Source organism: Variovorax sp. GW821-FHT09B05 (assembly GCF_059418265.1).
Genome location: NZ_JBWKPN010000023.1, coordinates 15,074 through 40,286, shown reverse-complemented (window position 1 = coordinate 40,286; position 25,213 = coordinate 15,074). Strand labels below are relative to the sequence as shown.

At 70.7% G+C, this 25,213-nt stretch carries 19 protein-coding genes; 6 read left to right on the top strand and 13 right to left on the bottom strand.

From position 1 onward, the window contains the following. Positions 1-4 precede the first annotated feature (4 nt). Both AC07RM_RS37305 and AC07RM_RS37300 read right to left on the bottom strand, forming a co-directional pair. On the bottom strand, positions 5-1,141 hold the full coding sequence (locus AC07RM_RS37305; RefSeq protein ID WP_093340142.1) for a DUF5938 domain-containing protein: 1,137 nt from the start codon (positions 1,139-1,141) through the stop codon (positions 5-7). Between the two features lie 55 nt (positions 1,142-1,196). Further along, on the bottom strand, positions 1,197-2,000 hold the full coding sequence (locus AC07RM_RS37300) for an SDR family NAD(P)-dependent oxidoreductase (RefSeq protein WP_495337688.1): 804 nt from the start codon (positions 1,998-2,000) through the stop codon (positions 1,197-1,199). A 213-nt stretch (positions 2,001-2,213) separates the two neighbouring features. Here AC07RM_RS37300 and AC07RM_RS37295 point away from each other — a divergent pair, with 213 nt between their 5' ends. Next, entirely contained in the window at positions 2,214-2,897 is a 684-nt protein-coding gene (locus AC07RM_RS37295; protein WP_208514128.1) for a TetR/AcrR family transcriptional regulator, read from the top strand. A 1-nt stretch (position 2,898) separates the two neighbouring features. On the opposite strand, the gene AC07RM_RS37290 is transcribed toward AC07RM_RS37295, so the two are convergent. The 4 genes from AC07RM_RS37290 to AC07RM_RS37275 form a co-directional block, all read right to left on the bottom strand. Next, complete coding sequence (locus tag AC07RM_RS37290; RefSeq protein WP_495337687.1) at positions 2,899-3,882, bottom strand: LysR substrate-binding domain-containing protein; 984 nt, start codon at positions 3,880-3,882, stop codon at positions 2,899-2,901. Between the two features lie 71 nt (positions 3,883-3,953). Next, complete coding sequence (locus tag AC07RM_RS37285) at positions 3,954-5,582, bottom strand: tannase/feruloyl esterase family alpha/beta hydrolase (protein ID WP_495337686.1); 1,629 nt, start codon at positions 5,580-5,582, stop codon at positions 3,954-3,956. A gap of 35 nt (positions 5,583-5,617) precedes the next feature. Beyond that, positions 5,618-7,033, bottom strand: a complete 1,416-nt coding sequence (locus AC07RM_RS37280; protein WP_495337685.1) for an FAD-binding oxidoreductase — start codon at positions 7,031-7,033, stop codon at positions 5,618-5,620. A 73-nt stretch (positions 7,034-7,106) separates the two neighbouring features. Beyond that, the gene (locus tag AC07RM_RS37275) at positions 7,107-8,423 is read right to left on the bottom strand and encodes an MFS transporter (protein WP_495337684.1); all 1,317 of its coding nucleotides are present in this window, start codon (positions 8,421-8,423) and stop codon (positions 7,107-7,109) included. 209 nt (positions 8,424-8,632) lie between these two features. On the opposite strand from AC07RM_RS37275, the gene AC07RM_RS37270 reads away from it, so the two are divergent. Then, on the top strand, positions 8,633-9,589 hold the full coding sequence (locus AC07RM_RS37270; protein WP_495337683.1) for a TIGR03571 family LLM class oxidoreductase: 957 nt from the start codon (positions 8,633-8,635) through the stop codon (positions 9,587-9,589). Positions 9,590-9,592: 3 nt separating this feature from the next. Here AC07RM_RS37270 and AC07RM_RS37265 read toward each other — a convergent pair whose 3' ends face one another. Next, positions 9,593-10,846, bottom strand: a complete 1,254-nt coding sequence (locus tag AC07RM_RS37265; protein WP_093340157.1) for a glutamate carboxypeptidase — start codon at positions 10,844-10,846, stop codon at positions 9,593-9,595. 114 nt (positions 10,847-10,960) lie between these two features. Beyond that, a complete protein-coding gene (locus AC07RM_RS37260; RefSeq protein ID WP_495337682.1) occupies positions 10,961-11,827 on the bottom strand; it encodes an IclR family transcriptional regulator in 867 nt (288 codons plus the stop codon). A gap of 170 nt (positions 11,828-11,997) precedes the next feature. Between AC07RM_RS37260 and AC07RM_RS37255 the strand changes: the two genes are divergently transcribed. The 4 genes from AC07RM_RS37255 (at position 11,998) to AC07RM_RS37240 (ending at position 17,467) form a co-directional block, all read left to right on the top strand. Beyond that, positions 11,998-12,975: a Bug family tripartite tricarboxylate transporter substrate binding protein gene (locus AC07RM_RS37255; RefSeq protein WP_203202173.1), complete on the top strand. Its 978-nt coding sequence runs from the start codon at positions 11,998-12,000 to the stop codon at positions 12,973-12,975. 26 nt (positions 12,976-13,001) lie between these two features. Further along, positions 13,002-15,359 carry a cytochrome P450/oxidoreductase gene (locus AC07RM_RS37250; RefSeq protein ID WP_495337681.1) on the top strand — a complete coding sequence of 786 codons (2,358 nt, stop codon included), beginning with the start codon at positions 13,002-13,004 and terminating at the stop codon, positions 15,357-15,359. A gap of 493 nt (positions 15,360-15,852) precedes the next feature. After that, positions 15,853-16,854: a tetratricopeptide repeat protein gene (locus tag AC07RM_RS37245; RefSeq protein ID WP_495337680.1), complete on the top strand. Its 1,002-nt coding sequence runs from the start codon at positions 15,853-15,855 to the stop codon at positions 16,852-16,854. Positions 16,855-16,873: 19 nt separating this feature from the next. Next, positions 16,874-17,467: an esterase/lipase family protein gene (locus AC07RM_RS37240; protein WP_495337679.1), complete on the top strand. Its 594-nt coding sequence runs from the start codon at positions 16,874-16,876 to the stop codon at positions 17,465-17,467. A gap of 10 nt (positions 17,468-17,477) precedes the next feature. Here the strand turns inward: AC07RM_RS37240 and AC07RM_RS37235 are convergent, their stop codons facing one another. From AC07RM_RS37235 to AC07RM_RS37215, 5 genes are all read right to left on the bottom strand, one after another. Beyond that, complete coding sequence (locus tag AC07RM_RS37235) at positions 17,478-19,955, bottom strand: penicillin acylase family protein (protein WP_495337678.1); 2,478 nt, start codon at positions 19,953-19,955, stop codon at positions 17,478-17,480. Between the two features lie 101 nt (positions 19,956-20,056). Then, positions 20,057-20,299 (bottom strand): hypothetical protein, encoded by a 243-nt coding sequence (locus AC07RM_RS37230; RefSeq protein WP_495337677.1) that lies wholly within the window; start codon positions 20,297-20,299, stop codon positions 20,057-20,059. A 153-nt stretch (positions 20,300-20,452) separates the two neighbouring features. After that, complete coding sequence (locus tag AC07RM_RS37225) at positions 20,453-21,877, bottom strand: efflux transporter outer membrane subunit (protein ID WP_495337676.1); 1,425 nt, start codon at positions 21,875-21,877, stop codon at positions 20,453-20,455. 42 nt (positions 21,878-21,919) lie between these two features. Next, positions 21,920-23,953 (bottom strand): MacB family efflux pump subunit, encoded by a 2,034-nt coding sequence (locus tag AC07RM_RS37220; RefSeq protein ID WP_495337675.1) that lies wholly within the window; start codon positions 23,951-23,953, stop codon positions 21,920-21,922. After that, positions 23,950-25,113, bottom strand: a complete 1,164-nt coding sequence (locus tag AC07RM_RS37215; RefSeq protein WP_495337674.1) for an efflux RND transporter periplasmic adaptor subunit — start codon at positions 25,111-25,113, stop codon at positions 23,950-23,952. Before AC07RM_RS37215 ends, AC07RM_RS37220 begins: the two co-directional genes overlap by 4 nt. Positions 25,114-25,213: the final 100 nt, after the last annotated feature.

Genomic DNA, 25,213 nt, shown 5'->3' with positions numbered 1-25,213 from the left:
CGGGTCAGCCCATGCGCGTGAGCACGGGTTCCTGCACCAGGCCGAAGCCGCGCAGCGCGCCCAGCAGCTCGCGGTGGCCGAAGGCCTGGCAGCCCGAGGCGAAGCCGGCGCGGCGCGGCGGCTGCTGCAGCAGCGAGGCCGCCGCATAGGCCTGCAGCATGCCGGTCTGCTTGTAGTTGCAGTTGCCGAAGATCACGCAGTGCACGCGGCCCAGCGGACCGGAGGCATGCACCGAGTCGACCGACTTGTTGATGCGCGGGTTCTCGCGCGGCGGCATGGTGTTCATCACGCTCGATGCCGTCTGCGCCAGCGCCGCGTAGCGGTCCTCCTCGTTCATGCCCTCGGTGGCCTTGAGCGCGGCGGCCACGATCTGCGGCACGCCCATCATCAGCGGCTTGTTGAAGACGCCGCCGAGCACCTTGACGTTGGCCACGCGCGGATCGCGCTTGAACCACACGGGGTGCGAGGTGCCGCCCCAGGGCAGCGCGAGCGCGGCCTCGTGCTGGCCCGGGATCGACAGGTGGTAGAGGCCGGCATCGGGCTGCCACTCGACGTACTCGTTCTGCTCGAGGTAATAGGCCTTCGACGTCGCCGCATTGACCAGGATGGTCTGCGTCGACGCGATGGTCGGGCTGCCGCCCCAGAACACGGCGATGTCGAGCGTGTCGAGCCCGGGCGTCTCGAGGCACAGCTGCGCCGCGATCTCGCCCGTGGTGTACATGTGGGCCAGGCCCGGCGAGAGCAGCAGCCCCGCGGCGGCGAACTTGGCGCCCCATTGCTGGTCGAGCGTGATCAGCCAGTCCTGCTCGCCCGTGGTGTCGGTGTAGTGGCAGCCGGCGTTGAGGCATGCCTCGACCACCTCGGGGCCGAACTTGGCGAACGGCCCCACGGTGTTGAGCACCACCGAGGCGCCGGTGAAGAGCTCGGTTAAAGCCTCCACCGAGTGCGCCACCTCCACCACCTCGTAGCGCGCGGTCTCGATGCCGGGCACGTTCGATTTCATCGCGGCGTCGAGCTTCTCCTTGCTGCGGCCCGCGGCGATGAACGGGATGTTGTACTCGCGCAGGTACTCGCAGACCAGCCGCCCAGTGTAGCCCGAGGCGCCGTACACGATGACCGGCTTCTTGTTCTTGCTGCTCATGTCGTCTCTCCTTTTTCTTGCCTGATGTGTGACTCGTTCTGTTCGGGCATGGCCTTCACATGCCCATGCCGCCGTCCACCGCGAGGCCGGCGCCGGTGATGAACCGGGCCGCGTCGGAGCAGAGGAAGACCACCACGTCGGCCATGTCGCCGACCTCGCCGAGCCGGCCCAGCGGCGTCTGGCCGATCACGTCGCCGACGGCCGCCTCCACGCTGGGCGCGAGGCCCGCGGCGACGATGTCGTTCGCGAGCTTCATGCCCATGTCGGTGGGCACCAGCCCCGGGTAGATGCAGTTGACGCGCACGCCGTAGCCCAGCTTGCCGGACTCCATCGCGGCCACGCGGGTCGCGCGATCGACCGCCGACTTGGTGGCCGAGTAGCCCGCGATGGCGGGAAAGGCGATGGTCGCGGCGACCGAGGCGATGTTGACCACCGCGCCGCCCGCGCCCGCGGTGCCGCCAGGGCGCATCGCGCGGAACGCGTGTTTCATGCCGAGCAGGGTGCCGGTCACGTTCACGTCGAGCATGCGGCGCAGGTCCTCGGCCTGCACGTCGACCACCAGCGAGGTGATCTCGATGCCCGCGTTGTTGACCACGATGTCGAGCCCGCCGAGCTCCTTCACCGTGGTCTCGACGGCCGCGGCCCAGGCCGCGTCGTCGGTGACGTCGAGCGGCACGAAGCCCGCCTTCGCCCCGCCGGACGAGAGGCGCTGGGCGGTCGCCCGCCCCACGTCGGCGAGCACGTCGCCGATCATCACCGCCGCGCCGGCCTCGGTCAGCGCCTGCGCAATGCTGGCGCCGATACCGCGCGCGCCACCCGTCACGAGCGCCTTGCGCCCCTTCAGATCGAACTGTCCCATCGCTTGTCTCCTGTGGTCTGGTTGTGAGATGGAGCGGCCATCCTAGAAATCGTCTTGACGAGTGTCAAGATTTTCTTTGACGACCGTCCAGATTTTTTAGAATGGCACCCGGAACGGGCTGGAACGCCGTTTCGCACGGGCGTGCCATGCGTGCTATGGTTTGCAGATCAACGGACAACGAGAGCGGCTCGCGCATCGCGCGGCGCGGTGGAAATGACGACACGACAGCAGGAACAACCGTCGACGGCCCGGGTGCCGAAGGCCAGGGTCGACAAGTTCGAGGAACGGCGCGCCGAGCTCGGCGAGGCCGCGCTGACCACGCTCGCCACGCTCGGCTACGCGCGCACCAGCCTGCGCGAGATCGCGCAGAACACCGAGTTCTCGCACGGGGTGCTGCACTACTACTTCACCGACAAGGTCGACCTGATCGTCTGCAGCGTGAAGCAGTACAAGGCACGCTGCGTCAAGCGCTACGACCATGCGGTCGACAGCGCCACCACCTTCGACGAACTGACGGAAGGCTTCCTGCAGAGCCTGGCCGACACGCTGCGCGACGAGGGCCACATGCACCGCCTGTGGTACGACCTGCGCTCGCAGGCGCTGTTCGAGGCCGCCTTCCGCGACGACGTGACCGAGATCGACAAAAGCCTCGAGGCGATGATCTGGCGCATCATGGTCCGCTTCGAAGAGCTCGCGGGCGTGCCCACGGGCCTGCCGCCCGCCGCGGCCTATTCCCTGTTCGACGGCCTGTTCCAGCAGGCGCTGCTGCGCCACCTGTCGGGCGAGGCCGATGCGGCCGAGCGCATGAAGGACGACGTGCGCGCGGCGATCCTGCGCCTGTTCCCGCGGCCCGCCGAGCTCCGCAAGCCGGCCGCCGCGCGCAAGCGCCGCGCCTGACTCAGGCCTTCGTTTTCTTCGCGGCCTGCACGGCCCGCGCGCCGGCCCATTCGCCCGACGCGCACAGGCCCTGCATCACCTCGGCGATCAGCGCGCAGATGGCGCGCTTGGCATTGCCGGTCGGCAGGTGCACCGAGACGCACAGTCCCAGCGTGCGGAACATCGCGCCGGAGGCGATGCGGTGCGCCGCGAGCCGCCCTTCGCTGACTTCGCGCTGCGCGAGCCCCAGCGGCATGATGGTCGGCCCGAGCCCCGCTTCGACCGCGGCCTTGAGCGTGTAGACCGAATTGATCTCGGCCGCCACGCGCGCGGCCGGCTGGCCCGCGGCCTCGAGCACCGCGTCGACCAGCCAGCGCGTGCAGTGCCCGTGCGCATTGGCGGGCCACACCAGCGGCCGCGCGGTCGCCTGCTCGATGCTCACCTCGCCCTCGGGCAGCGCATGCGGACTCTGCGGCGATTCGAGGAACACGAAGTCCTCCTCCACCAGCGGCGTGAAGGCCACGTCCTCGGCGGGCATGGTCGGCGAGAACACCGCCACGTCGACGCGGCCGCGCGTGAGCTGGTCGGCCATGTTGCCCGTGAGCTCCTCGTTGAGGTGCAGCACCACGTCGGGATAGCGGCGCGCGGCCGCGCGCATCAGCGGCAGCGCGATCATCGGCGACACGCTCTGCGGCAGCGCCGCCACCACCGAACCCACCACCGAGTCGGCCGCCACGTGCACCGCGGCGCGCGCGTCGCTGACCTGCTTGGTGATGCCTTGCGCGTATTCGTAGAACACCTTGCCGGCCTCGGTCATCGCCACGCCGTTGCGGCTGCGCAGCAGCAGCTGGGTGTCGAGCTCGGCCTCGAGTTCGGCCATCTGCTTGCTCAGCGCCGATTGCGCCACGTAGAGCTGCTGCGCGGCGCGCGAGAGGCTGCCGCAGTCGACGATGGCAACGAAATACTTGAACTGGCGCAGTTCCATCGGCGGGGGGTCTCCGGCCATTCGCCACAGGGTTGCGGGAACGGCCGGCCATTCTAGGCCGCGCGTTCGCGGCCTATGGGTCGGACAAGGCCTCAGTTCACGCAGTCGAAGCTCGTCGCATCCTTCGTGTCGCCCGCGCCCTTGTAGCGCGGGTACGCGGGGTATTTGCACATCGGCCGCGCGAGCGCCGTGGCGCCCGTGGCCGCGTCGAGCTTGCGCTGCACCAGGCCTTGCGCCGACGCGGGCACGCCCTGCTCGACCCAGGTCGCCATCGCCTTCAGCAGGTCGACCTTGTCGGCGCCCGGCCCGCCCGCGCAATGGCCCACGCCCGGCGCGAGGAACAGCTCCACGGTCTGGTCGGCCTTGCGCTGTCCCAGCTTGCCGACCACCCGGTCGTAGTAGCGCGAGGTGTCGCGTGCGCTCACCGAGGTGTCGTTGGTGCCGTTCCACAGGATCAACTTCGCGCCGCGCGCATGCAGCCGCTCCAGGTCGGGATCGGCCGCGCTGAACAGGCCGCCGACCACGCCCATGCGCGCGAGCCACTGGTCGGGATTCCAGGCCAGCGTGTCGAAGGCCGGGTCCTGCGTGATGAACGAGCGCACGAAGCCGTCCGAGAACATGCCCTGGATCGAGTTGCCGCCGAGCGGCGCCTGCGGCCAGATGTACGAGCCCCAGCCATCGGCCGTGTTCTCGAGGCCGAAGTTGTAGCCCGGGTGCGACCAGGCGCCATCCGAGGTGGCGACCGAAGAGGTGATGGTCTTCACCGTGGCGATCTGCGCATCCGACAGGCAGGCATCGCCGGTGTCGGCGCCGCCCGCGCAGCGCAAGGGCGCGGGGTCGTAGTTGCAGGCCGCGGGCTTCGAGACGATGCCGTCGGCCACGCCGTCGAGCGCATCGCACTGCGCGAGCACCGCGTTGGCCAGCAGGGTCTGCTTGGCCGGATTCAGCGTGTTGGCCGGCACGCGCACCTGCTTCGAGATGCGGTTGAACTGCACGAACAGGCCCATGATGTTGCCGGCCGGGGCGCGCGCCACGATGCCGTCGAAGTCCTCGGGGAAGCGCTGCGCGAGCATCAGCGCGTCGTGGCCGCCCATCGAGCAGCCCTCGAAGTAGCTGCGCGCGGGGCCGCTGCCGAAGAAGGCCGCGATCAGTTCCTTGCCCGGCGGCAGCGCGCGGTGCTCCGACTGCTGCGTGAAGTCGAGCAGCTTCGCGGGATCGGCCGCGAAGCGCGCCGCGAAGTAGCCGGCGTCGCGCACGCCGGGGTAGTCGTAGCCGCCGTTGGTGCCGATCGTGGCGTAGCGCTCGCTGAAGATCGAGGCGCTGAACTGCGGATCGGCCGCGCTCGGCAGCGCGCCGTCGAAGCCACCGCCGCCGATGAAGGCCAGCTTGCCGTTCCAGCCCGAGGTCGGCAGCCGCGCCTCGAAGCGCAGGCTCGAACCCTGGAAGCTCGCGGTGAGCACGCAGTATTCGGGCTGCACTCCCACGGCGGCCACCACCTTCGCATCGTCGACGCGCACCGCGCCTTCGGCAACGGCACGGCCCTTGAACGCGGGGCATTTCTCGGCCAGCGACTGCGCGGGCGGCGGCGCCGCCGGCGGTGCGCTCGCCGGAGGCACCAGCGGCACGAAGCCGCCGCCGCCGCCACCGCCCCCGCCGCCGCATCCCGCCATCAACGCTGCCGCGGCCATCGTGACCCATGTGTGCTTGTGCGAACCCTTCATCGTCTTGTCTCCTGTGTTGTCGTATTCGGGCGTACTCAGACCGCGGCGTGGCCCACGACCTTGCCGGGATTGAAGATGTCGTGCGGATCGAGCGCGCGCTTGATCGCGCGCATCAGCCCCACCGCCTGCGCGCCGTGCTCCTCGATCAGGTACTGCATCTTGTGCAGCCCCACGCCGTGCTCGCCGGTGGAGGTGCCGCCATGGCGCAGCGCGCGCTGCACCAGCCGGTGGCTGAAGGCCTCCGCGGCAGCGTTCGCGGCGGCATCGTCGGGGTCGACCAGCACCAGGCAATGGAAGTTGCCGTCGCCCACATGCCCGAACACCGGTGCCAGCAGCCCGTGTTCGGCGATGTCGGCCTGGGTCTCGTCGATGCACTGCGCGAGCGCCGACAGCGGCACGCAGGCATCGGTCGTGAGGCTGCGGCAGCCGGCCTGGAGCTGCAGGCAGGCGAAATAGGCGTGATGGCGCGGCGTCCACAGCCGCGAGCGTTCTTCCTGCCGCAGCGCCCACTGGAACGCGCCGCCGCCATGGCCGGCCACGATCTCGCGCACCAGCTCGGCCTGTTCGTCGATCTGCGCCTTGCTCGCGCCGAATTCGAGAAACAGCGTCGGCTGCTCGGCCAGCGTGGTGCGGCTGTGGGCGTTCACGGCACGGATCGTCAGCGCGTCCAGCATCTCGGCGCGCGCGAGCGGCACGCCGAGCTGGATCGCCTCGATCACCACGTCGACCGCCGCGCGCACCGATGGGAAATGCACCACCGCCGCCGCATGCGCTTCGGGATGCGGATGCAGCCGCACCGTCGCCTCGGTGATGAGGCCCAGCGTGCCTTCGGAACCGCAATAGAGCTGCGTGAGGTTGTAGCCAGCCGAGCTCTTGCGCGCCTGCGTCGCGGTGCGCACCACCTCGCCGTCGGCCGTCACCACCGTGAGGTTCACGAGGTTGTCGCGCATGGTGCCGTAGCGCACGGTGTTCGTGCCCGAGGCGGCGGTGGCGACCATGCCGCCGATCGAGGCGTCGGCACCGGGGTCGACCGAGAAGAAGAAACCGCTGTCCGCGAGCGCCGCGTTGAGCTGGCCGCGCGTCACGCCGGCCTCGACCGTGGCCGTGAGATCGCCACCGCGGATCGCGAGCACGCGGTTCATGCGCGAGAAGTCGATGCACACGCCGCCCTGCACCGCGAGCAGGTGGCCTTCGACCGACGAACCCACGCCGAAGCCGATCACCGGCACGCGTTCGCGCGCACAGGCGCGCACCACGAAGGCCACTTCGTCGGTGCTCTGCACGAACACCACCGCGTCGGGCGGTTGCGGCGCATAGGCCGATTCGTCGGTGCCGTGCTGCAGCAGCACGGCTTGGCTGGTCGACAGGCGTTCCTCGAAACGCCGTTGCAGGAGCGCGAGCAGTTCGGCCGAGGGCGAACGACGCGCAGGGGAGATCACGACCGCATCCATGGGGTGGGACTTTCTGTGGGGAACCGGGAATGAAGCGCCGCGGACGAACGCCGCGGCGCGGAAAGACGAAGGCTCAGCGCCGTGCGGTGGCCGGCTTGACCAGCAGCACCAGCACCGCGCCCGCCACCAGCAGGCCCGCGAGCATGTGCAGGCCCGCGTCGGTGCTCTGCGTCGCGTCCTTGATCAGGCCGATGAGGAAGGGTGCGCTGAAGCCCGAGAGATTGCCGAAGGAGTTGATCAGCGCGATGCCCGCGGCGGCGGCCGCACCGCCCAGAAAAGCCGTCGGCATGCCCCAGAAGATCGGCAGGGTCGACATGATGCCCATGGTGGCCAGCGTGAGCCCGGCCATCGCGAGCACCGCGTTGCCGTGGAAGGCCACGCTGAGCACCAGCCCGACCGCGCCCACGATCGCGGCCAGCGCGCTGTGCCAGCGGTACTCGAGCCGGCGGTCGGCGCTGCGCGCCATCAGGTACATCGCGACCACGCCGAAGGTCCAGGGGATGGCGCTCAACAGGCCGATGTCGAGCGCGCCCTTCACGCCGATCGCCTTGATGATGCTCGGCAGCCAGAACGAGATGCCATAGAGGCCCGAGGTGTAGGCGAAGTACACCAGCGCCAGCAGCCAGACGCGGCCGTTGCCCAGCACCTCGAGGATGCGCGGCTCGGCCTTGCCCTGGTTCTCGGCCGCGATGTCGCGCGCGATCAGCTCGCGCTCGGCGGTGCTGAGCCACTGCGCGTCCTTCACGCGGTCGTCGAGGTAGCGCCACACGACCAGGCCCAGTGCCACCGTCGGCAGGCCCTGCAGCAGAAAGAGCCATTGCCAGCCGGCCCAGCCGTTGACGCCGCCCATGCCCTGCAGGATCCAGCCCGAGATCGGGCCGCCGAGGATGCCCGCGAACGGGATCGCCGCGAGGAACAGCGAGGTCGCCTTGCTGCGCCGCGCGGCCGGGTACCAGTAGGTCAGGTACAGGATGATCCCGGGGAAGAAGCCCGCCTCGGCCGCGCCCAGCAGGAAGCGGATCACGTAGAAGGACATCGGCGAGCTCACGAACATGGTGCCGGCCGACAGCAGGCCCCAGGTGATCATGATCCGCGCGATCCAGCGGCGCGCGCCCACGCGGTGCAGCACCACGTTGCTCGGCACCTCGAACAGGAAGTAGCCGATGAAGAAGATGCCCGCGCCCAGGCCGTACACCGCCTCGCTGAACTGCAGATCGCCCTGCATCTGCAGCTTGGCGAAGCCGACGTTGACGCGGTCGAGGTAGGCCACGATGTAGCAGACGAAGAGCAGCGGGATGAGCCGCCAGCCGACCTTGCGGTAGACGGCATCGGCGCCGCCGTCCTCTTGCGCCGCCGCTGCCCGGGGCCGTGTGATCGCGCTCGTGTTCATGGAGTGGGTGTCTCGCTGTGCTTGTGATTCGGTGCGCCGATGGTCGCGGCGGCACGCGAGGGCACCGCAGCGGGTTTACGCGCAAGATTCATATGGATTGAAGATCGGCGCATCTCCGATCGAGATGCTTGGCGCGGCGGCCTTGTCCCCACGCGGCGCCGGCCACGATGCGCATGCGATCATTTCCTTCGCCCCATCTCCCGCCGCCCATGCCCTCCTTCAATCGCGCCTACCAGCAGACCCTCCAGGCCGGCCGACTCACGCTCGGCCTCATGACACCGATCGCGCGCCCCGACGAGGCGATGGCCGACCTCGCCGTGGAACGCGATCTCGCGCAGCGTGCCGACGCGCTGGGCTTCGCGGCGCTGTGGACGCGCGACGTGCCGGTGCTCGCGCCGCAGGGCGAGCGGATGATGCCGACAGCCCCGCTCGACGAGCCCTTCCTCTGGCTCGCCACGCTGGCCGCGGCCACGCAGCGCATCGCGCTCGGCACGGCCGCCGCGGTGCTGCCGCTGCGCCATCCGCTGCACCTGGCCAAGGCCGCGCTGTCGCTGAACCGGCTGTCGGGCGAGCGCTTCATCCTCGGGCTCGGTTCGGGCGACCGCGAGGCCGAGTTCGCGATCTTCGGCGAGGACATCGCGCAGCGCGCCGAGACCTTCCGCGAGCGCTGGTCGCTGGTGCGCTCGGCCCTCTCGCCGCTGGCTGCCGAACGCGCCGTGCTGCGCGAAGCCACGGCGGGCCACGAGCTGATGGCGGCGCCGGCCGAACGCATCGGCATGGTGGTGGTGGGGTCGGCGCGGCAGTCGCTGCAGTGGACCGCGGCCCATGCCGACGGCTGGGCCACCTACCACCGCGACGAGGCGCGCCAGCAGGGCCGCATCGGCCTGTGGCAGACCGCGCTGCGCGAGCGCGCGGGCGGCGAGGCCAAGCCCTTCATCCAGTCGCTGCAGCTCGAACTGCTCGAGCGCGCCGACGCGCCGGCCGAGCCGATCGAACTGGGGCTGCGCACCGGGCGCGACGCGCTGGTGGCCTACCTCGACCGGCTCGAAGATGCGGGTGTGGCCCACGTGCTGATGAACATCGCGCGTGGACCGCGCGACGCGCGCGAGATCGTGGAAGAACTCGGGCGCGAGGTGCTGCCGCGCCTCCAGAGCGCGGCGGCCTGAACCTCAGTTCGCGCTCAACGCCATCAGCATCCGCGACAGCAGATACAGCCGCGGCACGATGCTCTCGACCTCCGCGTATTCCTCGGGCGTGTGGATGCCGCCGCCCACGATGCCGAAGCCGTCGAGCACCGGCACGCCGACGCCGGCCACCAGGCTCGCATCGGCGGCGCCACCGCTGCTCTCGATCGTGAGCTTCTTGCCGATCTCGGCGTAGATGCCCTCGGCCGTCGCCACCAGCTTGTCGGAGGCGGGCGAACGCGGCATCGGCGGCAGGCCGCGGATCAGGCGCACCTTGACCTCGGTGTCGGGGATCAGCTTGTTCTGCGAGATGCGCTGCAGGTCCTTCTCGACGCGGTCGAGCTCCTCGGGCGTGGCGGCGCGCACGTCGCCGCGCGCGCTCGCGGTGGCGGGGATCACGTTGGTCGGGCCGTTGGCGGTCAGCACCGTGAAGTTGACCGTGGTCTTCTTCGCGGCATCGGCGGTCTTCGACAGCTGCAGCACCTGGTGCGCCACCTCCATCGCGGCATTGCGGCCGGCCTCGGGCGCCACGCCGGCGTGCGCGGCCAGGCCCTTGACCTCGATCAGCGCGGTGGCCGAGCCCTTGCGCTCCACCACCAGGCCGTCGGCCGGACGGCCCGGCTCGAGGTTCAGCGCCACGTCGTGCTGCTTCGCCACGCGCTCGATCAGCGCGCTGGTGCCGACCGAGCCGGTCTCCTCGTTGGTGTCGATCAGGAAGGTGAGCTGGCCGTAGTCCTTGAAGCCCAGCTGCTGCAGGATCTTGAGCGCCTGCAGGCCCGCGACCACGCCGCCCTTGTTGTCCATCACGCCCGGGCCGTAGGCGCGGCCGTCCTTCACGTAGAAGGGCTTGGCCGCGGCGGTGCCGTCCTTGAACACGGTGTCGATGTGGGCCAGGATCAGGATCTTCTTCTTGCCGGTGCCGGTGAAGGTCGCGACCACGTTGCTGCCCGGATGCGGCTCGGCCGGGAAGGTCTCGATGCGCGCGCCGAGCTGGCGCAGTTCGTCCACCACCAGCGTGCGGACCTTCTCGAGGCCCTCGGCATTGGTCGAGCCCGAGTCGATGTTGACCAGGCGCTCGAGCAGCTTGAGCGATTCCTCCTTCTTCTGCGTGGCGGCGTCGAGCACGGCCTGGTTCGGCTGCTGCGCCGAAGCAGCGCCCGAGAAAGCGCCCGCGAAGGCGAGCGCGCAGGCCAGCGCGATGGCCGGGGTGCGAAGGGAGGGGAAGGCGAAAGTCTTCATAAGTCTTGTTGTCCGTTCTTTGTCGATGGCTTGTGGCTCCGCGAGGAGGCGCGCCGCTCCCCGCGACGCGCCGCCGCAGCCTATCGCCCCGCCCGCACGCGGGTCAAGCGCGGCTCAGCATTCCTTCGGTACCAGGTAGCCCAGCACTTCGCTGGTGGCGGCTGCCTCGCGCAGCACGGCGGTCGCGATCTCGCCATCGGCCGAGGGATCGAAGCCGCCGCTCGCGCCCAGCGCGGTGATGACGGCGCACACGCGACCCGTGAAGTCGTGGACCGGCGCCGCCACCGCGCTGATGCCGCGCAGGTAGGTGTCGCGCACCACCGCGCAGCGCAGCGCGCGCACCTCGGCGCGCAGGGCCTCGATCGGCTGCTTGGCGTCGAGCTGCGCGCGCATCTCGCGCGGCGCCGCGGCGAGTTCCTGCTCGGCCAGCTCGCGCACGCTGCGCTCGTTGAGCAGGCCGAGGAAGGCGCGGCCCGTGGCCGACCACAGCATCGACATCACCGAGCCCGCGCGCACATTGACCGTGACCGGCAGGCCCGGCTCCTCGAAGCGCATCACGGTCGGGCCCTTGTTGCCCATCACGGCGACGAAGCAGGTGACCTCGAGCCCTTCGCGCAGCCGCACCAGCGCGGGCTCGGCCGCGCGCACCGGATCGGACTGGCGCATCGCGGCCAGCCCGATGTTGATGGCCTCGGGGCCGAGCCGGTAGCGCTGCGAATCAACGTCCTGCGCCACCAGCCCTTCCTGCACCAGGCTCGCGAGATAGCGGTGCACCTTGGCCGGGCTCTCGCCCACGTGCGCCGCGAGGCCCGACAGCCCCGCTTTGCCGCCCATGCGCGCCAGGCCCTTGAGCACCGCCATGCCGGTCTCGGCCGACTGCACGCGCTGGCGCCGCTCGCGCGGCGCGGGCGTGGCGGGCTGCTTGGCGGCAGCGGCCTTCGGCTTGGCGGCGGGAGCGCTTTTCTTCGGGGTGGAAGCCATGTGCTGATCGTCTCGTTCTCGAAAAAGGGGCGGGCACCCGATGGTAAGTACGGTGGCCCGAGGGCTTGCCTCGCGATTTACGCTATGCGTACAATCATTACGCAAAACTCGCCGTCGCGGATTTTGACCCCGGATTGCGCTTCCCAGAACCCTAGAAACCAGGAGACACGATGAAGAAGTTCCTGGCCGGCTGCCTGCTGGCCCTCCCCGCGCTCGCAGTCACGAGCACCGCCTTCGCCCAGGCCGCCGCCTACCCCGCCAAGCCCATCCGCTGGCTCGTGCCCTATGCCGCCGGCGGCGGTTCCGACTTCCTCGCGCGCACCATCGGCCAGACACTGTCGACGCAGGCCGGCCAGCCGGTGCTGGTGGACAACAAGCCCGGCGGCAACACCGCCATCGCGGCCGCGGAGACCGCGCGCTCGGCGGCCGACGGCTACACCGTGCTGTCGGCCGACAACGGCACCATGGTGTTCAACCCCTCGCTCTACAAGACGCTGTCGTACAGCCCCACCAAGGACCTCGCGCCGGTCACGCTGATGGGCCGCTTCCCGATGATCCTGGTGGTCAACCCGGCCAGCGGCATCGCCGACGCCAAGACCTTCATCGCCCAGGCCAAGGCCAAGCCCGGCAGCTTCTCGTACGCCTCGGCCGGCGCGGGCAGCCCGCACCACCTGGCGATGGAACTGCTCAAGACCGAAGCCGGCCTGTTCATGGTGCACGTGCCCTACCGCGGCGCGGCACCGGCCCTCACCGACGTGGCCGGCGGCCAGGTGCAGGCCATGATGGTCGACCTCGCCGCGGGCGCGGGCTTCATCAAGGGCGGCAAGGTCAAGGCCATCGCCGTGGCCAACGCCACGCGGCTGCCGCAGCTGCCCGACGTGCCCACCTTCGCCGAGCTCGGCCACAAGGGCGTGGAAGCCGCCGCGCTGGTCGGCATGGTGGTGCCCGCCGCCACGCCGCCCGAGGTGGTGAACGCGCTCAACAAGCGCGTGGTCGCGGCCATCAACGAACCCACGGTGCGCAAGCGCCTCGAGGACTTCGGCGTCGAGCCCGTGGGCAACACGCCCGCGCAGTTCGGCGAACTGCTGCGCAGCGAGACCGTGCGCTGGCAGAAGCTGATCCGCGACCTGAAGATCACCCTGGACTGACGCGCCGCGCGGAAGGAGCCTTCTCGATGTCCACCGTTTCCGAAGCCGCCGCCGCGCGCACCGGGGGTTGCCCCGTGGCGCACGGCGACCTGTCCGCCGAACGCTCGCCCACCGGCTGCCCGGTGAGCCGGCGCGCCGCCGACTTCGATCCCTTCGAGGACGGCTACCAGCAGGACCCGCCCGAGTACGTGCGCTGGGCGCGCGAGCAGGAGCCGGTGTTCTACAGCCCGAAGCTCGGCTACTGGGTGGTCACGCGCTTCGAGGACATCAAGGCCATCTTCCGCGACAACCTCACCTTCAGCCCCTCGATCGCGCTCGAGAAGATCACGCCCACCGGCCCCGAGGCCAACGCGGTGCTCGCGAGCTACGGCTTCGCGCTCAACCGCACGCTGGTCAACGAGGACGAGCCGGCCCACATGCCGCGGCGCCGCGTGCTGATGGACCCGTTCACGCCCGAGGCGCTCAAGCACCACGAGCCGATGGTGCGCCAGCTCGCGCGCGAGTACGTCGACCGCTTCATCGACGACGGCCGCGCCGACCTGGTCGACCAGATGCTGTGGGAGGTGCCGCTGACCGTGGCGCTGCACTTCCTCGGCGTGCCCGAGGAGGACATGGACACGCTGCGCCAGTACTCGATCGCCCACACCGTCAACACCTGGGGCCGCCCCAAGCCCGAGGAGCAGGTGGCGGTGGCGCACGCGGTCGGCAACTTCTGGCAGTTCGCGGGCAAGGTGCTCGACAAGATGCGCCTGAACCCCGACGCGCCGGGCTGGATGCCCTACGGCCTGCGCAAGCAGAAGGAGCATCCCGAGGTCGTGACCGACTCCTACCTGCACTCGATGATGATGGCCGGCATCGTGGCCGCGCACGAGACCACCGCCAATGCCACGGCCAACGCGATGAAGCTGCTGCTGCAGCATCCGCAGGCCTGGCGCGACATCTGCGAGGACCCGGGCCTGATCTCGAGCGCGGTGGAGGAATGCCTGCGCCACAACGGCTCGGTCGCGGCCTGGCGACGTCTGGCTACGAAGGACGTGCAGGTCGGCGGCATCGACATCCCCGCCGGCTCGAAGCTCCTGATCGTCACCTCCTCGGCCAACCACGACGAGGCGCATTTCGCCGATGCCGACCTGTTCGACATCCGGCGCGACAACGCCAGCGACCACCTGACCTTCGGCTACGGTTCGCACCAGTGCATGGGCAAGAACCTCGCGCGCATGGAGATGCAGATCTTCCTCGAGGAGTTCACGCGCCGCCTGCCGCACATGAAGCTGGCCGAGCAGCAGTTCAGCTACGTGCCCAACACCTCGTTCCGCGGCCCCGAGCACCTGTGGGTCGAATGGGACCCGGCCCACAACCCCGAGCGCCGAGATGCCGCGCTGCTGCAGCAGCAGGTGCCCGTGCGCATCGGCGAGCCTTCGAAGCACGCGATCTCGCGCCAGATGGTGGTGCAGAGCGTGACCCCGGTCGCCGAGGGCGTGGTGAAGCTGCGCCTGGCCACGCCCGACGGCCGCCCCGTGCCGCGCTGGACGCCGGGTTCGCACATCGACATCGAGTGCGGCTCGCCCGACCTGTCGCGCCAGTACTCGCTGTGCGGCGACCCGGCCGAGGCCGACGTGCTCGAGATCGCGGTGCTGCGCGAAGAAGATGGCCGCGGCGGCTCGGCCTGGGTGCATGCCAACGTGCGCCCCGGCGACAAGCTCAAGGTGCGCGGCCCGCGCAATCACTTCCACCTCGACGAGAGCCGCCAGCGGCTCATCCTCGTCGCCGGCGGCATCGGCATCACGCCCATCGCCGCGATGGCGCGCCGCGCCAAGGCCTTGGGCCTGGCCTACGAGATCCACTACAGCGGCCGCAGCCGCGCGCGCATGGCCTTCGTCGACGAGCTGGCCGCGCAGCATGGCGAGCGCCTGCATGTCTACGCGAAGGAGGAAGGCCTGCGCTGCGACCTCGCCGCGCTGCTCGCCACCCCGCGCGAAGGCACCCAGGTCTATGCCTGCGGCCCCGCGCGCATGCTCGACGCCCTCGAGGCCTGCTGCGCCGCCTGGCCCGAGGACTCGCTGCGCGTGGAGCATTTCGAATCGAAGCTCGGCACGCTCGACCCGTCGAAGGAACATGCCTTCGAGGTCGAGCTCAAGGACTCGGGCATCGTCGTGCCCGTGCCGGCCGACCGCACCGTGCTCGACGCGCTGCGCGCCGCCAACATCGACGTGCAGAGCGACTGCGAGGAAGGCCTGTGCGGCTCGTGCGAGGTGCGCGTGCTGGCCGGCAAGGTCGACCACCGCGACGTGGTGCTCACGCGCTCGGAGCGCGAGGCGAATGGAAGGATGATGACTTGCTGCTCGCGGGCTTGTGCGGGGGAGCGGTTGGTGTTGGAGCTCTGAGCCCGGGCCGGGCGCGAAGCATCCGCCGCGAACGCCCGAACTTCTGTCATCGAACTGTCGTTGCAGTTCGGCCCGCCTTCCGCTACCGTGCCCGGCACACGAATATGCAGGGAACGAGGAATGGGAGACATGACAAGGTTCGAGGCCCGCGGCAAGGCTTGCGCGGCACTTCTTCTGTCGCTGCTGCTGGCCGCCTGCGCGACGCAACCCGAAGGAAAGATCGAGCCGGCCGCGCAAGCCACGGCTTCGGCCAAGCCGGCGCCCGCCCCATCCGATGAAGACAACGACGCCAACGCGCAACGGGTGCTGCGCGCGTTGTCGTTGATCCAGGCGAAGAAGCCGGCCGAGGCCCTGCCGCTGGCGCAACAGGCCGTCGCCGAGTACGAGAAGCGCTATCGCGAGATCGGCGTCATCTCGTTCTCGTCGCGCTCCCTGGTCGAAACCCTCGCCTACCTGGGCCAGGCCGCCAGCGCGAACACGCCGGCCAAGGTTCATGGCCCCTGGTTCGGCCTCGCCTACTTCACGCAGGGCTTCGCGCTGGTCGACCTGCACCGGATTCCGGAAGCCAAGGCAGGCCTTCGATGCCGCCATCCTGCTGTCGCCGCAGAACTCCAAGTACCTTTCAGAGCGCGGCAACATCGATGCGCTCGAGAAGAACTGGCGCGCATCGTTCGACCGGTTCAAGCAGGCACTGGACGCGGCGCAGCTCAGCCCGGAACAGGTGAAGACCTCGGAGACCACGCGCGCACTGCGCGGCATGGCCTTTGCCGAGGTCGAGCTCGGCGATCTCGATGCCGCCAAGGCGCTGCACGAGCGCGTGCTCGCGCTCGACCCCGCCAACGCGATGTCGCGCAGCGAACTCCGGTACATCGAGGGCCAGAAGCAGCGCGCACTCAAGCTTCGCACGCCCGCCGGCATCGACGCCAACGCGGGCGCACCGGTCGCGAATCCGGACCTGCGCTTCTCCCCCGAGGCACAGGCGCGTGCGCTCATGGCCTTGTGGCAGGACACCTGCCTGAAGCACTACGACCAGCCGCTGGCCCTGCGCACGGCCTTGGTGAAGGCCAGGCCCAGTTACATCGAGAACCCACCGAACGCGATCAGCTTTCTCAACGGCGAGCCGGGCTCGGTGTGGGATGTCAGCAGCAGCGTCTATTCGCAGCGGGTGCTGGTGCTGCTCGACAACGGCGTGTGCGAGATCCGCGCGCAGAAGGCCAGTGCCAAGGAGGTCGATGCGGCGTTCGCGCAAAGCGTCGAAGCCCTGGCGGCCACCGGCGTGACGGTACGCAAGCTGTCCGATGCACAGGTTCCGGACTACGGCGGACCGCTGCGCAAGACCGTGTACCGGGTGCAGCGCGACAGCGACGGGCAGCTGTGGCACTTCGGCGCGGGAACGACGGACAGTCCGCAGGCCGTGACCCAGGCGGTGCTGGCCATCAGCCCGGACGGCGCGCGCTTGAAGAACAAGCTCACGTTTCCGGCGGCGAAGCAGTAATGCGGAAGAAGCGCACGGCATGAATGTGGTGCTGGTGCACGGCATCTTCGACGACGGCGCGATCTTCCGGCGCCTCGAGCGCAGCCTGCGCGACGCCGGCCATCGCTGCCGGGTGCCCGCGCTCAAGCCCGCGGACGGACGCCGCGGCATCCATGACCTTGCCTGCAAGCTGAAGGCGTACGTCGACGAGCAGCTCGGCCCGACCGAGCCGATCGCCATTGTCGGCTTCAGCATGGGCTGCATCGTCTCGCGCCACTACCTGCAGCTGCTCGACGGGCATGCACGCTCCGAAGCTCTGTTCGCGGTCTCGGCGCCGCACCGGGGAACGCTGCTGGCCTACCTCTATCCGGGAAAGGGCGCCCGCGACATGCGGCCCGGCAGCCCGGTGCTCGAGGAACTCCAGCGCACCGAGCATCGGCTGGCGCGGATGGCGGTGTTCGGGTACTGGACGTCTTTCGACGTGACGGTGTTCCCGGCCCGAAGCTCCCACTGGCCTCGTGCATCGAGCAGCCTCGATGCGCGGGCCCTGCTGCATCGGTTCATGCCGGGCAACGCACGCGTCTGCGCGGACATCGTCGAGCGGATGAATACGCTGGACGCATCGCGCGCCTGAAGCGCGTCGTTCAGGGCCGCAGCGTCTCGCGCACCAGCTTCGGATCGCGCGCGATCTCTTCCTCGCGGAACGGGAAGCGCAGCCAGTCCTTGCGCGCATAACGCAACACGGGTGCGGCGCCCGCGCCGTTCGTCACCGCGGTCTCGCGCTCGCCGTGCGCGAGCAGCGTGCGGGCCTGCACGCCGCGTGCGTCGAAGTGGACGATCTGCAGGTAGGTGTTGCCGTGCGAGAGCTCGCTCATCGTGTAATCGTCGTCGCGCGAGCAGGCATTGGTGAAGTAGCCATCGGAATCGCAGCCACCGTAGAGCGGAACCAGGCCACCCGCGCTGCGCGCGAAGCGGCGCGCGCCCAACGGCGTGTCGAGCGCCCAGCCCTTGGCGGCCATGTCCTCGACGGCGCCGGCCAGCGCACGCGCCACGCGCGGATCGGCGGCACGGATGTCGTCGGGCGTGGACAGCGGCGTGCCGGGCGAGAACGGCGTGGCATAGAGCTCGGCCGACGGGATCTTCCGCACGCGGGTCCAGAAGAAGTCCCACAGCAGCGCGCCGCGGTCTTGCGCATCGGCGCGATTCGGCCAGCGGCGCAGCACTTCGCAGGCCGGCCCGATGCTCACCGAACGCGCATTCGCGGCGATGCCCGCGGCCTGGCCCGGCACCGGATCGTCGGCCCCCAGTGCCACGCTGTCGGCCTTGCAGATGCCGTCGAGCAACGGCGCCTTGAAACGGTCCGCGCTGTAGGCGCGCGAGGCCAGCGTCTCGACCGCGAGCCGATCGGCGAGCGCGTCCGCCGAGCGCAGGTGCGCGCCCGCGAGCTCGCCCGCGATGCGATGGCCCTCGCGCCCGCGCAGCGAGAGCGGCTTCGCCTCGCCGCCGAGACCGATCGCGAAGCCCTCGAGCGGCTGCGCCGGATTGGCCAGCCAGTAGCTGTCGTTCATGTTGGCCACGTAGTCCTCGCGCAGCAGCCCCGGCATGCGCGCGGCGGGCATCGCGCCGGGCTGCGCCGCCGCGCTCTCGCTGCGCCAGTCGCAGGCCGAGCGGCTGCCGTCGAGCACCGGCGTGGTCGGATCGAGGGCCGCGAAGGCCTTCGACAGCGGCGTGGCGCAGGCGGCGCGCAGCGTGTCGGGCACGTCGGGCACCGCACCGATGTCGGCATACCAGGCGCGAGGGTCGCCACGGCCGATGGCGGCGGTGTTGACCCAGGGCATCGCGGTCTCCTCGCGCTGGATCGCGATGAAATCATCGAGCGAGCGGGCCTGGTTCCAGCGGAAGAAGTTGCGGAAGATGCGGTGGTTGTCGGCATTGACATCGCGCATCGCGACCGCCTTCTTCGCGCTCCAGCCGAGCGCGGGATGGCGTGCGCCGAGATCGACCACGGGCCCGAAGCGGGTGCTGTAGAGCGTGCGACGTTCGGTGGCGATCGTGCCGTCGGCGCGGCGCACCTCGACGGCGAGCGGATGAGCCTGCATCGGCTGCGAGACGCCGTCGACCAGGTACCGCGTGGGATCGGCCGGATCGAGCACCAGGTCGAACAGGCCGAAACGGCGCGCGGCCGACACGGTGTGGCTCCAGGCCACGTCGTTGTTGAAGCCGATCATCACCACGGGAATGCCGAGGAAGGAAACGCCCGCCACGTCGAGCCGGCCCGGCAGCGTGAGGTGCGACTGGTAGAAGCGGTCGGGCCCGCCCCAGTACCAGTGCGGATTGCCGAACAGCACCCCGCCCTGCCCGCCGGTGGCCGCGCCGCCGAAGGCCAGCACGTTGCTGCCGATGCCGCGCGCGTCGCCCACCGGCATGGCCAGGCGCGAGGACAGCGAGAGCTGGTCGGGCGATGCCGGCGGCACCGCGGCCGCGGGCCGGGCCTTGACGATCTCGGTGAGGAACTGCGTGTAGCCGCCCGCGAGGCCGGCGGCGATCATGCGGCGGTAGATGTCGTCGGCGCCGATGTCCTGCACCCAGGGGGCATCGGCGCAGGCCGGCTTCGCGGCGGTGCCGCGCCGCGGCTCGCGCAGCGTCGACAGGTAGCGGTTGTAGCCCTCGGCGTAGCCCGCGATCAGTTCATTGAGCGCCGCGGGCTGCTCGCGCGCGAGTGCCGCGACGGCCGGGGCGTCGGCGAAGGCCTTGAAGAAGAAATCGAGATCGAGGTTGGCGGGCGTGCCGAAGGTCGAGCGGGTCGCGGGCTTCCGGTCGGGACCGAAGTAGAACGAACGCTGGCCGCGGTAGGTGACGAAGGCGTCGGCCAGCGTGCACAGCGCGTCCTGCGCCTGCGCATAGCCCTGGCCGATACCCAGGCCGCGCCAGGAGCCGGCGCGCACATGCGGAATGCCGTCGGCGGTGCGACGGATGTCGATCGCGGTGGACGTGCGCTCGCGAACGGCCTCGCGTGCGCTGGCGGGCGAGCCCGCCATCAGCGCCAGCACGGCGGCGATGCCCAGCACGCGCGCGGCGCGGCCCGTCGCTTGCCGGCCCGATGCCGCCGGGGCACCTGTCATGGAAGAAAAGATCACGCGACTCCGTCAGGTTGCGGCAACACAGCCCGATCGGTAGCCGAGGGCCGTTGCTCCTTCGGAAGACGAAGGCGGCGCCGTGTTGTTCACTGCAGCCCGGTGCGCGGGCCATTCCTGTCCTCGTCGCCCGAAGGCCGCGACAGCGCCGCGCCGGCCAGTGCCCACAAGGTGAGCGCATCGTCGAGCGCGCGCACGTGCAGCGGGTCTTCGCCGAGCCACGCCACCAGCCGGTGGGCATGGACGCGTGAAGGCTCGTCATGCAGGCGGCTGAAGAGCGTCCAGGCGGTCGCAACGGCAGCTTCGGAGCGCGTGAGAGAGGAGTGTTTCATCGTCGACTGCCTTGCGAATGTGCCGAAGCGTTGTCTGCGTCTTGGTACTGACGCGCAACCCTGGCATATGTTCATTTCGGGCAGTTCCGAGAAAGCAGGCGCTCACCCGACGGAATTCCGGAGGGCATCGGCCAGGCGCGCGCGACGCCGTGGCTACCCGCCGCCCGCGGCCGCTTCGCGCCATCCGCCGCCCAGCGCGCGATAGAGCGCGACCCGCGCCTGCAGCCGCGACTGCAGCAGCTGCACCTGCTGGTCGCGCGCGCCATAGAGCGTGCGTTGCGCATCGAGCAGCGACAGCAGCGTCTCGGCGCCGGCCCGGTAGCGCGACTCCGACAGCTCGGCGGCGCGGCGGGCCTGCAGCAGTTCCTCGGCCTGGATGTCGGCCTGGGCGTCGAGACCGGCGAGGCCGTTGAGGGCGGTCTCGGTGTCGGCGAAGGCCGCGGCGATGCTGCGGCGGTAGGCCTGCAGCAACTCTTCGCGGCGCGCCTCGGCCAGCGCCTGCTCGCCACGCAGCCGTCCGCCATCGAAGATCGGTGCCGCGAGACCGGCCACGAGGCCATAGGCCGGGTTGTCGAACAGGTTTCCGGCGGCGCTGCCGCCGCGCCATCCGAATGTGGCGCTCAGCGACACGCTCGGCAGCAGTGCGGCACGCGCGGCCTGCACGTTCGCATCGGCCGCCGCCAGCCGCGCCTCCGCGAGCGCGATGTCGGGCCGGCGCACCAGCAGTTCGGACGGCATGCCGGCATCGACCGCGGGAACGCGCACGGCCTCCAGGCGCGCATCGCCTGCCAGCGGCCCGCCCTGTGCCGACGCCGGCAGGCCGAACAGCAGCGCGAGCGCGGTGGCGGCATCGCTGGCCTGCTGCGTCAATGCCGCGAGTTCGCGCTGTCGCGCGGCCACCAGGCCCCGCTGCTGCGCGAGCTCGAGCGGGGTCGCGGCGCCGGCACGATGGCGCGATTCCACGAGCCGCAGCACACGCCGGGCGTTGTCGAGGTTGTCGCGCGCGATGGCCTCGCGCTCGCGCAGCGCGGTCCATTGCAGCCAGGCCGAAGCCACCTGGGCATTGAGGCCGAGGCGTGCGGCGTCGCGGTCGAATTCGCTGGCACGCACGCCCTGCAGCGCCTCGCGCTGCGAGGCGGCCAGCCGGCCCCAGAGGTCGAGTTCATAGCGTGCCGCGAAGCCGACGAAGTGCGAGTCGCTGTCGGCCGCGCCGCGGCCGCCCACGCGCGCATCGCGGCTGGCATCGACGGCGCCGCTCAACACCGGCAGGCGCGCCGCGCCCGCGATCGAGGCCTGCGCGCGGGCCGCCTGCACGCGCGCGGCCGACATCGCGAGATCGTGGTTGCCGGCCTGTGCGCGCTCGATCATGGCGTCGAGCTCGGCGCTGCCGAAGCCGCGCCACCACTGCGCATCGGGCAGGCCGGCCTGCGCGACGACAGGCGGCGTCGAGCGCCAGGCGGAGGGTGCCGTCACGGCACGGTCGGCGTCGGCCGAGGGCACGGCGCAGCCGGCCAGCAACCAAGCACCGAGCACGAGCGCGAGCCACGGCGCACGGGGAAGCGAAGAAAACGGCGGCATGGCGTTGGACAACATGAAACGGAAACGGCGCACGGTCGTCGCCTACTGGGATGCGAGGGCCACGACGGGGTCGAGCCGGGCCGCGTTGCGTGCCGGCATGAAGCCGAAGACCAGGCCGGTCAGCACGGCGCAGCCGAAGGCGCCGATGGTGGCGACGAGCGAGAACACCACGGGCACGCTGGCGAGCATCAGGCCCGCGACGATCAGCAGCCCGACCACCACGCCGACCGTTCCGCCCACCGAGGTGACCAGCACGGCCTCGGTCATGAACTGGCGCAGGATGTCGGTCTGGCGCGCGCCGGTCGCCATGCGGATGCCGACCTCGCGCGTGCGCTCGCGCACCGTCATCAGCATCACGTTCATCACGCCGATGCCGCCGACCACCAGCGAGATCGCGGCGATCAGGCCCAGCATCACGGTCATGGCGCGCGCGGTGGCCGACTGCACGCGGATCGCCTCGACCCGGTTCCACACGCGCACGTCGCGCACGCGGCGGCGTTCGGCGAGCGCCGTCTCGATCCCTTCCGCGGTCTGCGTGGCCTGCTCCAGGTCGCGCACCTGCACGCCGATCCAGGTCGGATGGCGATGCCCGAACAGCCGCGCCGCGGCCGAGGAGAAAGGCACGATGACGCGGTCGTCCTGGTCTTCGCCGTCGGTGGAGCCCTTGGCCGCGAGCACGCCCACGACCTGGAACGGCACCTTGTCGATCAGGATGTCCTGCCCGATCGGATCGCTGCCGTCGGCGAACAACGCGCGGCGCACGGTCTGGCCGATCACCGCGACCTTGGCCACGCGCTGCTCGTCGAGCGCGTCGAACATCTGGCCCTCGCTCGCGCTCCAGCCGAGCACGCGCCCGAAGCCCGGCGTGGTGCCGCCGGCCTCGGTGGCATGGTCGACATTGCCGCGGCGCACCACCACGCGGTCCTCGATGTAGGGCGCGACGGCCTCGACGTTGGGCACGCCGGCCACGGCTTCGGCATCCTCGAACACGAGCGGTGCCACGGGCGAGCGCACGCTGCCCTCGCGCGCGGAGAGGAACATGGTGCGCACGCCGAAGGTCTCGAACTGCGCCATCACCTGCCGATGCGAGCCGCTGCCGACCGCGAGCATCGCGATCACCGAGGCCACGCCGATCACGATGCCCAGCAGCGTGAGAGCGGTGCGGAAGCGGTTGCTCCACATCACGCGCCACGCGGCCCGGGCGGCCTCCTGCAGGTCGGCCGCCAGCGATGCCTGGGCATAGCGCGCACGGCCCCGGGTCGCGATCAGCGATGCGCGCGGCGGGCTCTGCGCCGGCGCCGCCATCTGCACGCCGGAGTCCGCCACGATCTGCCCGTCGCTGATCTCGATCACGCGGCGTGCCTGCGCGGCCACGCCGCGGTCGTGGGTGATCAGGATCACCGTGTGGCCCGCGTCCGCGAGTTCGTTCAGCAGCCGCATGACCTCGGCGCCGCTGTGGCTGTCGAGCGCGCCGGTGGGTTCGTCGGCCAGGATGATGCGTCCGCCGTTCATCAGCGCACGCGCGATCGCCACGCGTTGCTGCTGGCCGCCCGAGAGCTGGTTCGGCCGATGGTCGAGGCGCGTGCCCATGCCCAGGCGCTCGAGCAGCGCGGCGGCGCGCAGGCGGCGCTCGGCCTCCGGCATGCCCGCATAGAGCGCGGGGATCTCGACGTTCTCGCGCGCCGACTCGGTCGGCACCAGGTGATAGCCCTGGAACACGAAGCCGAAGGCCTCGCGACGCAGCCAGGCCAGTGCGTCGGCGTCGAAGTCCGCGACGTCCTGGCCTTCGAACAGATAGTGTCCGCCGCTCGGCCGGTCGAGGCATCCGAGGATGTGCATCAGCGTGGACTTGCCCGAACCCGAGGCGCCGACGATGGCGACGAACTCGCCCGCGTGCAGCTTCAGCGAGATGCCGCGCAGCACCAGCGCGGGCGGCATGGCCTGCACGTCGTCGGCGTCGTTCGCATCGGCATCGTCCGCGGCCGCGCGGCCGTAGGACTTGGTGATGTCCCGCAGTTCGATCAGCGGCACGGCCGCCTCGCCCGGGCCGGCCGGCTGCCGTGCCTCGCCGCTCATGGCGTCGCGGCCTTGCGCGACGCCGGACCGGTGACGATGCGCTCGCCGGCCTCGAGGCCTTCGAGCACCTGGGCCGACACGCGGTTGCGCACGCCGACGCGGACCACGCGGGCATCGAGCGTGCCGTCGGGCCGCAGCACGCGCACGGCGAAGCGGTCGGTGCCGCCGCCCTGCGCCGGAACCAGAGCGGACACGGGCACCGACAGCGCATCCTTCGCGGCGGCCTCGACGAAGGCGACCTGTGCCGTCATCTGCGGCATCAGCTCGCCGTCGGCGTTGTCGACGTCGAACAGCGCGGTGTAGACCACCACCTTGCTGGCCGCGGCCTGCGGCGTGCTGCTGCTTTCGGAACCGCCCGCCTTGGGCGCGGGCGTGGGCGGCGCGGGCAGCAGCTGGCGCACCTTGCCCTGCCAGCGGCGCTGGTCGGCGCCCAGCGTGGTGAAGTAGACCGGCATGCCGGGCTTCACGCGCCGCACGTCGGCCTCCGACACCTCGGACCAGACGGTCATCGAGGACAGGTCGGCGATGCGCAGCACGTTCGGCGTCTGGTAGGTGGCATTGAGTGTCTGGCCTTCGCGCGCCTCGACCGACACCACGGTGCCTTCCATGGGCGCGAAGATGCGCGTGTAGCCCAGGCGCGCTTCGTCGGCCTGCAGCGTGGCCTGGGTCTGGGCGATCTGCGCCGACAGGTTGTCGATGCGCGCGGCGGCCGACGCGAGTTCGGCTTCGGCGGCCTGCACGTCCTCCTCGCGCGTCGCGCCGTCGGCCGCCATGCGCCGCTGGCGCGCCTGCTGCTGCTCGGCCAGCCGATGCTTGGCGCGCTGCTCGGCCAACTGGGCCCGCAGCCCGGCCAGCGAGGCGCGGCCCGCGTCGACGGTCGCGCGCTGCACGCTGGGATCGATCTCGACGAGCAGCCGCCCCTTCTCGACCACGTCGCCCGGCTGCACGTGCAGACGAAGGATCTGCCCCGACACCTGGGCACCGACATCGACATAGCGCCGCGGCTGCAGCGTGCCGAGCGCCGTGACGCTGGATTCGATGTGGGTGCGGGCCACCACGACCGATTCGACGGCGCTCGCCGGCTGACGATGCCAGAGATACCCGGCCCCCACGGAAACCGACAACAGGGCGAGCAGCAGGAGGGGAACGATTCGGCGCATGTCAGGAAAGCAAGAACAGTCGGGCGGTTTTTCGAAGGCGCAAGAGTATCGGCGCAGCCGGAAATGACATGGCCGCGCGTGAGGTCACTGCGAGCCGCAT